The organism is Corallococcus interemptor, assembly GCF_003668875.1.
In the GTDB taxonomy this organism is placed as follows: Bacteria; Myxococcota; Myxococcia; order Myxococcales; family Myxococcaceae; genus Corallococcus; species Corallococcus interemptor.
In genome coordinates, this window is record NZ_RAWM01000032.1 from 1 (window position 1) to 9,740 (window position 9,740).

At 67.6% G+C, this 9,740-nt stretch carries 9 protein-coding genes; 7 read left to right on the forward strand and 2 right to left on the reverse strand.

Annotated features, from left to right (window positions below; all coding sequences use genetic code 11):
• The 4 genes from D7X96_RS14505 to D7X96_RS14520 form a co-directional block, all read left to right on the forward strand.
• Nucleotides 1-843, forward strand: an 843-nt coding sequence (locus D7X96_RS14505) for a UTP--glucose-1-phosphate uridylyltransferase (RefSeq protein WP_121769976.1), incomplete at its 5' end; no start/stop codon positions are given.
• Between the two features lie 239 nt (nt 844-1,082).
• A complete protein-coding gene (locus D7X96_RS14510) occupies nt 1,083-2,360 on the forward strand; it encodes a carboxypeptidase-like regulatory domain-containing protein (RefSeq protein WP_147468303.1) in 1,278 nt (425 codons plus the stop codon).
• A 235-nt stretch (nt 2,361-2,595) separates the two neighbouring features.
• Nucleotides 2,596-3,366, forward strand: a complete 771-nt coding sequence (locus tag D7X96_RS39970) for a P-loop NTPase family protein (protein ID WP_158626581.1) — start codon at nt 2,596-2,598, stop codon at nt 3,364-3,366.
• 1,174 nt (nt 3,367-4,540) lie between these two features.
• A complete protein-coding gene (locus D7X96_RS14520; RefSeq protein ID WP_158626582.1) occupies nt 4,541-5,848 on the forward strand; it encodes an agmatine deiminase family protein in 1,308 nt (435 codons plus the stop codon).
• A 48-nt stretch (nt 5,849-5,896) separates the two neighbouring features.
• Here the strand turns inward: D7X96_RS14520 and D7X96_RS14525 are convergent, their stop codons facing one another.
• Complete coding sequence (locus D7X96_RS14525) at nt 5,897-6,616, reverse strand: lysophospholipid acyltransferase family protein (RefSeq protein ID WP_121769979.1); 720 nt, start codon at nt 6,614-6,616, stop codon at nt 5,897-5,899.
• 157 nt (nt 6,617-6,773) lie between these two features.
• Nucleotides 6,774-7,454, reverse strand: a complete 681-nt coding sequence (locus tag D7X96_RS14530; RefSeq protein ID WP_121722754.1) for a MotA/TolQ/ExbB proton channel family protein — start codon at nt 7,452-7,454, stop codon at nt 6,774-6,776.
• Between the two features lie 315 nt (nt 7,455-7,769).
• Between D7X96_RS14530 and D7X96_RS14535 the strand changes: the two genes are divergently transcribed.
• From D7X96_RS14535 to D7X96_RS39980, 3 genes are all read left to right on the forward strand, one after another.
• Nucleotides 7,770-8,648 carry a zinc metalloprotease gene (locus tag D7X96_RS14535; RefSeq protein ID WP_147468305.1) on the forward strand — a complete coding sequence of 293 codons (879 nt, stop codon included), beginning with the start codon at nt 7,770-7,772 and terminating at the stop codon, nt 8,646-8,648.
• A 350-nt stretch (nt 8,649-8,998) separates the two neighbouring features.
• Nucleotides 8,999-9,307, forward strand: coding sequence for a hypothetical protein (locus tag D7X96_RS39975; RefSeq protein ID WP_158626338.1), 309 nt, complete (start codon nt 8,999-9,001; stop codon nt 9,305-9,307).
• 89 nt (nt 9,308-9,396) lie between these two features.
• Nucleotides 9,397-9,564, forward strand: a complete 168-nt coding sequence (locus D7X96_RS39980; protein ID WP_158626583.1) for a hypothetical protein — start codon at nt 9,397-9,399, stop codon at nt 9,562-9,564.
• Nucleotides 9,565-9,740 lie beyond the last annotated feature (176 nt).

A 9,740-nucleotide genomic window follows, 5' to 3' on the forward strand; every position in this document is an offset into this window, starting at 1 on the left:
GGCGTGAAGGGGCTGGTGCCGGTCCTGGGGGAGCACACCTTCCTGGACCTCAAGCTCGCCGAGGCACGCCGGTGGGGCGAGCGGCTGGGCCGCCCGGTGCCGGTGGCGGTGATGACGTCCTTTCTCACTCACGACGCCATCGCCGCGCACCTGGAGGCCCGGGGGCTGGGGCGGGACGTGTTCCTGTTCCGCCAGCAGATGCTTCCCCGGCTCACGCCGGAGGGTGCCTTGTTCCGGGAGGCGGACGGGCAGCTGTCCTTCGCCCCTTCAGGGCACGGAGACGTGTTCCGCGCCCTGCGAGAGAGCGGGGTGGGGCAGACGCTGCGCGAGCGCGGTGTGCGCTGCATGTTCTTCGCCAACGTGGACAACCTGGCGGCGACGCTGGACCCGGTCGTCATCGGGATGCACCTGCAACGGGGCTGCGACATGACGGTGGAGGTGACGCCGCGGGCCAACCCCAGTGGCGCGCTGGACGCGGGCGCCGCGCCGGTGCGCGTGGGCGGCCACCTCCAGCTGGTGGAGAAGGTGGACCCGACGCGGCATGCCTTCATCTCCACCAACAACATCACCTTCCAGTTGAAGGCGATGCTGGACGAAGCGCTGCCCATTCCCTACCGGGTGGTCCCCAAGAAGGTGGACGGCGCGCCCGTCCTCCAGTTCGAGCAGGTGACGGCGGAGGCCAGCAGCCTGACGCGGCCGGATGGCCAGCCGCTCCTGTCGGTCGCCTTCATGGAGGTAGGGCGCACGGACCCCGCGACGAGCCGCTTCGAACCGGTGAAGGCCCCGGACGACCTTCCCCGGGTGGTGGAGCGCCTGCGGCCGCGACTGGAAGCCTTGCGTTAGAGGCTGCCCGGAAACCTGGCTGACACGACTGTCTTTGCTAAGAGGAACCCCGTACCCCGTGTCAGGGTATGGACATTGAAGCCAATCCATGTCCTTTCTATCAAGGCGCGCGCCGGAAGTCTGACGCGCTGCGTGGGGAAACCCAAATCACGCAGTCTGTGAATGATCGCCTTGAGTGAGGAGATGGAATGAGAGTGCCTGGTTACGAGGCATGCAGTCGTGCGTTCTTGAAGCCCCTGGTGGCCATGCTGTTGACGGTGTCTTCCGCCGCCGCGGCGGGTCCAGCGCGCCTTGATGAAGGATTGGTGCGCTCCAAGCAGCAGTCCGGCTCCGCGGCGATGGCGCCCGCCAAGGACATCGAGGCGCCCGGGATCTCCGGCATCGCGCTTCCGCACGGCTTCGTTCCAGGGAGTGGGATGGGCCTGCAAGGCCCGAACACCGGCCCGGGCACCGCCCAGTACCTCGACCTGAACACGCAGTGGAGTGACACGCTGGACGCCCAGAACGCGCAGGGCTGGTACTACGTCTACGTCCCCGCGAACGGGAAGGTCACCGCCTTCCTGCAGACCGTCGGCAACACCAGCATCGACTACGACCTGTACCTCTATAAGTTCAACCCGGTGGACGGCACGCTGACGCCCCAGGCGCAGTCCTTCTATGCCCCCGCCCACTACGAGCAGGTCAGCACCACCGCGGCCGCGGGGGACTACTACTTCGTCATGGTGCATGCGTACCAGGGAGCGGACCCGGTCAACCCGTACACGCTGGCCGTGATGTATTCCAATACGCCCGACAGCGACGAGCCCGATGACAACCCCTGGCAGGCCAGGAGCCTCAGCACGGCGGTCAGCGTCACCCGCACCCTGGACAATGCCTTTGACGAGGACTGGCGTGTCCTCACCGTCGCGCAGCAGAATACCTTTGCGTTTTCACTGAACACGGCGGCCACGGGGACGTATCAGGTGCAGATCTTCTCGAACCCGCATGGGACGCCTGCCGCGACCGTCAGCAAGAATACCCAGTCCAACTACCAGCTTCCCGCGGGCACCTGGTACGTGCGGGTGCTCTCGCTCGACACCGTGACTCCGGGGACGCCCTACACCCTGCGCATCGGGGCCGCGGCGAGCGCGATAACGCTGACCAGCGTGGACACCAATGGCGGCTATGGGGGCTATCTCGACTATGGCGCCGGAAACGCCTGGCGCGTGTACCGGACGGCCACGGTCAACGGGCGCGTCGTCGACAAGTTCGGCAATGGTGTTCCGAATGCTCCGGTCACTGTCGTGGTCTACACCCCCAGCACCTATCAATCTCAATCGCAGGCCAGCGGGGTCAGCGGGGCCGACGGCTTCTTCTCCGTCTACGTCAACCTTCCGGCGGCCGCGGGGAGGTACTCCTATGACAACTGGGTCAGCATGCACTACTTCGACCTGGCGTCAGTCAGCATTCAGGCGGACGTCGCGAGCACAAGCACCGTGCTCTACCACTTCGCCTATTCCATCTATCAGCCCCACTGACCTTCCGGGGGCCGGGCGGGTGGGGTGAGGGAGGGCCCAAGGGCGTCGCCCGGCGCCCGTCAGGGCAGCGGCCATCTCTGAACACAACACCTGCCCCGCCCGGCGATTGGAGTTGGCCGCTTTTCGCCCTCTATTCCGGAGGTCAAGCCGTCACTGGGGGGAAGGCGACATGGACCTTGCAGACACTCCGCGGAGGCGTCGTGTCCCGGCAACGTGGCCCGGCGGGTGGCTGCTCTTGATGTTGCTCGCCTTGCCTGTCAGCGCTGAACCTCCTGCCCTCAATCCCCACCTCCAGGCCGCGTTCAGCCTCTATGACGCGCTTGAGTATGACGAGGCCCTGCGCTCGCTCGGAAGGGCCAGGCAATGGCAGTCGAACACCCGGGAGGACCGGATTGCCATTGAGTTGCTGGAAGGAATCCTGGCCTTCGAATTCAGTCAGGCGAAGCGGGGACGAAGCGCCTTCGCGCGCGCGCTCGCGTTGGATCCGAAGGCAACGCTGCCGCTACCCGTATCACCGAAAGTGACTGCCGCGCTCGAACAGGTGCGCGCCAGCCTCCCCGCCAGTGCGCCGCCACCCGTGCCCGTACCGAGCGAGCCTGCTCCGGCGCCCATTGCCGTGGTGAGCGAAGCTCCCCGTGCGCCGGTGACGCAACCACCCCTGACCGGGGTCGAGCGCGGAGCCGGTATGCGCTCCCGCCTCCGGCTGCCGGTCGCCATTGGCGGTGGCGTCGTGGCGGTGGGAGGTGTGCTGGCCTGGGGAAGGGCCCGTTCGCTCGGGGCCCAGGTGCGCGACGCGGACCCGTCCATCAAGACCCGGGCGCGGCTGGACGCCACCCTTCAGCAGGGGAGGACCTTCGAGAAGGTGGGATGGGCCCTGATGGGCCTGGGCGCCGCGACCGTCGCGGGGAGCTTCCTCTTCCTCGGTGAGAGTTCGCCGGGGGCCCAGGCGTCGCTCCTGCCCACGCCGGAAGGTGCACAGTTGTCCCTCTCCTGGAGCCTCCGATGAGCCGTCATCCGGGATTGATGCGTTGCGCGCTGTTCGCGCTCTGCCTGACATGGAGTGCCTGCCTCCCGTTTGACGAGGACCGGGATGCGTTCTGCGCGAACGTGGACCCAGGTCGTCTGGAGGAGCTCTGTCCTCCCGTGCCGGCCCCTGCCGGCGGTGCGTCGACCGATGCCGGCGCATCAGGGGATGCGGGGGCTGACGCAGGTCTTGAGGAAGACGCAGGTCCTGAACAGGACGCAGGTTCTGAACAAGACGCAGGTCCCGAGGAAGACGCGGGTGTTGACGGAGGCGCCGTCGGCGAGTGTTTCACGGCGGCCGATTGCCCGGAACGCCCGGCGACATGTCAGAACTTTCGTGTCTGCGTTGACCAGCGATGCGAATACCGACCGCAGGAAGACGGGGCACCGTGCAGCGGAACGCCCGCGGCGCAGTGCCGTGAAACCACCGGCACGTGCAAGAGTGGCGTCTGTCAGTACACGCCAAGGGTCACGGGGTCCTGCAATGACGCGGATGCCTGCACCATAGGTGACGTATGCAACGGCGCTGGCACATGCGTCGGCCAGCCGCTGACCTGCGCGAACACAGCCAATGTGACCGCCACGGGCTGCTCGGTGGGTTCCTGCACTATCACTACCTGCGCCGCGGGTTGGGACGATTGCGATGGGGTTTACAGTAACGGCTGCGAGACGAACCTCTATTCTTCGAACAGTAACTGCGGGACATGCGGCCACCATTGTAGCTGGCCTGATAGTAGCTGTGCTGGGGGGACCTGCGTGACGTCATGCAGTGACTGCAGTGGCTGCAGTGACTGCAATGGCATCGAGTGCTGCGCTCCGAAGGAGTGCCGTAGAAGGCCCACCGGCGTGGAATACTGCAATTAGCTGTGTTGAATCGGTGGAGAGGACCCGCACGGAGTGTCCGTGTGCGTCCTCCCCGGCGCCGAGCCCCACCCCTCGCCCACTCGCTTGAAGCTTCTGCGCACCCGCGGTGATGCAATCCACTCGCAGGGTTCCAGAGGGCACATTGACCCGGTTGAAGCCCTCGGTGACACTCGACCGCGTTGTATGGGGCGGGTGCGACTCCCTTCGATTTCACAACTGAGCAGGCGACCTGGCAGCGCGCGCAAGGGCCCCGTCGCGAGTGCGCTGGGGGGGACAAACGAATGAAGCGGTGGATGAGCGGTTGCCTTGCGGCCACGGCCCTGTTTTCGGGCGCGTGCGGTCCCACGGACGAGTCACAGCGCGTGGCCGCGCAGGAGGCCGCGCCGGCGGACCAGGTGCTCCCGCGCTACGAGACGGCGAATGAGAACAGGGTACGCGCGCTCGCCGCGGGTGATGCGTTCTGGGCATGGCAGTGCGACCCGAACACCTACGGCTTCACCGCCGTGAGCACCGTCGCGCGCTTCCCCACCGAGGCCGAGAGCACCACGGGCGTGTTGATCGGCTGGCCGGACTACGGCTGCACGGTGCCGGAGCTCGCTGGCCTGGTGAAGGCGGGCCTGCAGGGCAACACCCAGGTGAGCATCCTCACCGCGCCGAACAACAACAACGGCGTGACGAGCTGCCTGCGCCGTGCGGGCCTCACGGACGCGCAGCTCGCGCGCGTGGAGTACGTGCCGGTGGACGTGGACTCCGTGTGGATCCGCGACTACGGCCCGGAGATCCTCATCAAGCCGGACGGCAGCCGCCGCTTCGTGGACATGAGCTACTACCCGCTCACCTCCAGCACCTGCGGCAACATGCAGGGCCGCGTGCGTGATGACGCCTCGCCCAGCCGGCTCGCGGCGCTGTGGAACACCGAGGTGGTGCGCCCCAAGGTGCGGCTCGAGGGCGGCAACCTGCAGACGGACGGCAAGGGCACCTGCTTCCGCGCGCAGCGCAACGCCGAGGCGCGCAACAACTTCAGCGAGTGGCAGTACACCCCGGACGAGCTGAACGAGGTCATCGGCGCCGCGCACCACTGCAAGGTGCAGGTGATGGAGTCGCTGGTGGGCGGTGTCATCGACCACATCGACATGTTCATGACCGTCATCTCCTCGAAGACCCTCCTCGTGGGCCAGTACGACCCGGCGGATGACGCGACCAACGCGGCCATCCTGGACCGCAACGCCGCCAGGCTCGCGGGCCTTGGCTACCGCGTGGTGCGCGTGCCCATGCCCAAGAGCTACTGCCGCAAGGTGCTCTCCGGCTGCACCGGCCAGCCGCAGCAGATCCAGCCCTGCGACGGCACCAACGAGCGCATCTGGGCCACGTACATGAACAGCATCCGGCTCGGCAACGTGGTGGCGGTGCCCGTGTACAAGTGGGTTCCCGAGGCCGACAAGGCCACCGTCGCGGCACAGGAGGCGCAGGCGCTCTCCATCTACCAGTCCGAGCTGGACCGCGAGTTCGGCAAGGGCAAGGTCAAGGTCGTGACCGTGCAGGGGGACAGCCTCATTCCCTGCCAGGGCTCGCTGCACTGCACCACGATGACCTACAAGTGAGCCCACGCTCCGGCGCACCCAGCGCGTCGGGCGTGACGGTGAACAGCTTCACCCCCGTGCGGCACGGGGGGCTCTGTCACGCCCCGCTGAGCGTTCGGCCTCCATGCGCGCCTTCTCGCGGACCATGAGGTCGCGCACGTGGTCGCGCAGGGCGTGCACATCCCCCGCGAAGTCCGCGGGGTCGATGGGCTCCAGCACGCGCACCCGGGCGTGGACGGCCTGCTGGAAGACGCGCGCGTGCTTCGGCACGGTCAGCGCGGTACCGGTGAGGACGATGGGGATGATGGGGCAGCGCTGCTGGACGGAGAGCGTGAAGGCGCCGTCCTTGAAGGCCTTCATCTTGCCGTCCCGGGAGCGGGTGCCTTCGGGGAACATCAGGATGGGGACGCCGCGTGACAACCAGCGCTCACACCTGGCCATCATCTGGAGGACGCTCTCACGGTCTCCGCGGATGATCGGCACATAGCGGTTGAGGCGCATGTTCCAGCCAATGAGTGGCAGCTTGAAGTTCTCCGCCTTGGAGACCCACTTGAACGGCCGGTAGAGACCGAAGAGGACCAGGATGTCCCCCAGCGACTCATGGTTGGACACCAGCACCGCCGCGCCCTTCCAGGGCAGGCGTTCGCGGCCCTCCACCCGCAGGTGCCATCCCGGGTTCAGGTAGAAATACAGCTGTGCCCAGAAGCACGAGTACAGGTGCAGCGCCCGCCCGTTCGCGTCGAACGGGCGGGTGAGCGCCCACAGCAGGAGCGCTCCCAGGAACAGCACCGCGCTGGACAGCGCGAGGAAGGCCCAGAGCGCGCTAGAGAGGAGGACTCGAACGGTCCCCGGACTGTCATGGTTGGATGGCTCCACACCTGTCAGGTGTGCATTGCCACGGAATGAATAGCAACCCCCATCCCCCATGGGGGCCGAGTCGTGCTGCTCACCGCGCGGTGACGCGTGCGCGCTTGAGGGCGCGGGACGCGGCGTCGAGGAACTCGTTGCTCGCCTCGGAGAGGTCCACCGCGCGGGCGTCCACCCAGCCCTGCAGGGAGTTGTAGCCCATGACCGCGGGGATGGCGACGAGCAGTCCGAAAGCGGTGGTGACGAGCGCCTCGGAGATGCCCGTGGAGATGGTGCCGATGCCGCCCGAGTTCGCGGCGCCCATCTCCTGGAACGCGGTGACGATGCCGATGGTGGTGCCGAGCAGGCCCACGAAGGGTGCGGTGGAGCCCACCGTGGCGAGGTGGCCCAGGCCGCGCTTGAGGCTCTGGAGTTCGCGCTGCGCCTGTCGCTCCAGGCTGCGCGCCACGGACTCCATGACCTCGTCACGGCTGTCGGTGGCGCTGATGCTGTAGGCCGTCAGCCCCGCGCGGATGGTCCTCCCCAGGTAGCCCACGTCCTTCTCCGTCTTCACGTCGGCGGCGGCGTCGAAGTCGCCATTGGCGAGCAGGGACTCCAGCTGCGCGGCGTACCTGCGCGAGTGGATGCGGGAGGCGCGGAAGACGATGGTGCGCTCGGCGAGGATGAGGAGGGACACCATCGACATCACGCCCATGGCGATGACGATGAGTTGTGCGACCGGGCCCATGTGGGTCCACAGACCCGCGAGTGTGAAGTTCATGGCGGGAACGAGACGCGCCTCCGTGCGCGTGGGCCACGGTGTGGCCCCAGAGGGAACGGCGGTGACGGGAACGGTGTCCAAGGTACGCAGGCGCAGGGCCGAGAGGGTGGGCGCGCGTCCATGCGTTGGTCATCGTTCTGTCATTGCGCCCGCAGCGCGCGTTGTCCCCGCCAGCGGCTCATCGTCTCTGGCGCAAAGCCGACACCGGCCCTCCAGGGCAGGAGGCTCGTCGCGAAGCGGTGGCCATGCTCCCGCGCGCGCTCCATCCAGGAGCGGGCCCGCGGGAGCTCCTCGCGGTTCGTAGGCGGGGTGACCATGGCTCGGAAGTTTCTTACGGCAGCCGAGTGCCGGCTGTGTGTGGATCGCGTCGTACCTCTTGAGCTGAAGCGGGAGGCCGCGGCGCGCTCCATCGAGGTGAACCCGGAGAACGATCCGGCGCCCGTGCTGGCCCGGGTGAAGCGCGCGGGCGCCTCGTGGCATCCGCTCAAGCTGGCGCTCGAGACGGGCAAGCGCTGGAAGCCGGGGCAGACGCTGCGCATCCGTTTCCTCGACGGCAGCCCGACGCAGCGCCGGCGCGTCATGGAGATGGCGAACCAGTGGACGCAGTTCGCGAACATCCGGTTCGACTGGAAGGGCGGCCCGGGGGCGGAGATCCGCATCTCGTTCTCTGCGGATGCGGGCTCGTGGTCCGCCGTGGGCACGGACTGCCTCATCACGCGGTACTTCCCGAGGAACGAGCCGACCATGAACTTCGGCTGGCTCGAGGACGACACGGACGACGACGAGTTCCGCCGCGTCACCGTGCACGAGTTCGGTCACGCGCTCGGCTGCATCCACGAGCACCAGAACCCGAAGGGCGGCATCCAGTGGAACGTGCCCGCGGTCATCGCGGCCTTCAGCGGCCCGCCCAACAACTGGTCCGAGGAGGAGATCCGCTTCAACATCATCGACAAGTACTCGGTCGATCAGCTCAACGCGACGCGGTTCGACAAGAACTCCATCATGCTCTACGGCTTCCCGAAGGAGCTCATCAAGGGGCCGCCGTCACTGGTGCGCAGCGGAACGCCGGACAACACGCGGCTGTCGGCTCGGGACAAGGCCTTCATCCGGAAGATGTACCGGCCCGCGAACGGCAAGGCGCACCGGGCCGTCGGGCGGTGGACCGGCGTGTCCCAGCACGGCCCGCTGATGTAGCGGCTCCGGCGGCTCCGGAGCGGGCCGCCCGGATGCACGGGAGGTCCGCCGCCGCGTCAGGGAACGCGCGGTGGGCCGCCGCCGAGGGAGTACCGCCCGGCAATCGTTGTCACCGGTTGCCAGATTCTTGATTGACGGATGTGCGCCAGGGATTGGCCAGGCCGCGACAAGCACTGCCTGGCTCCGGGCTCGCCCGGAAAGGGCGCGGCCTCGGGCGGCACGGACATTGGGGGACGTTGACGGCCCGGGGCCGCCATCCGTCCTGAGGGTTGGCTCTCGCGCGGTGTACCTCCGGAGAATGACCGGAGGTCCTTTCCCTTCAGCCTGAGCCTTGCGGTAGATAGCCACCCATGCGCACCAACTTCTGGGTTCTCGTCCTTCTCTCCTCCGCCACCGGCTGTGCCACCGTCAGCAAGCAGCAGTATGCGAACCTCTCCGCGGGTGCCATTGGTTGCCCTGCCGAGGAGTTGGTGATCTCCGGGGAGAAGAACTCGTATGGCCTTGGCGAGATGCCGGCACCCTGGAACGCTGAATGCCGTGGGCACCGCTTCATCTGCAGCGCCGCCGGCCAGACCGTGAGCTGCAAGGAGGAGCTGAAGGCGGTCGAAGCGCCGTCGACGGCGCCGGCTGCCGCGCAAGCCGAGGAGGGGCCGCTATAGCGTCGTGCTTCGCCTTCCACCGCCGCCCTACGCTGGCTGAAGGGGCGGCCGTCCACCAGAGCGTCCACGGGGCGGTGTCCTTCTGCCGCGTGCGGTCCTGGATACCCAGGCGCTTCCTCGCCATCGCGTCCACGCGGACGGAGGTGCGCTGCATCGCGGCTTCCAGCTCCGCGTCGCGGACGCGGATCGTCGGCACCGACACGTCACCGGGCTCGCGCCGCTCGACGGAGTCGATGGGCCTGTACCGCGCCGAATGATTGAAGGCCGCCACCGACAGGCTCGCCGCCTGCACCGCCCCCCAGCGTCGCGTGCGACAGGGACAGGAAAGGGGAGGCATTGTGATCAAAAAGGAGAAGGCAATTCATTGGCAACGCCTCGCCCGACTTTGCCGTGACGAAAGACGGATGACGTGCGCACATGAACGCTCGAGACG

Coding starts and splice junctions, on each gene's coding strand:
- D7X96_RS14520 (WP_158626582.1), top strand. CDS start 4,541: ATGAGCGGTTGCCTTGCGGCCACGGCCCTGTTTTCGGGCGCGTGCGGT.
- D7X96_RS14530 (WP_121722754.1), bottom strand. CDS start 7,454: ATGAACTTCACACTCGCGGGTCTGTGGACCCACATGGGCCCGGTCGCA.
- D7X96_RS14535 (WP_147468305.1), top strand. CDS start 7,770: ATGGCTCGGAAGTTTCTTACGGCAGCCGAGTGCCGGCTGTGTGTGGAT.
- D7X96_RS39975 (WP_158626338.1), top strand. CDS start 8,999: ATGCGCACCAACTTCTGGGTTCTCGTCCTTCTCTCCTCCGCCACCGGC.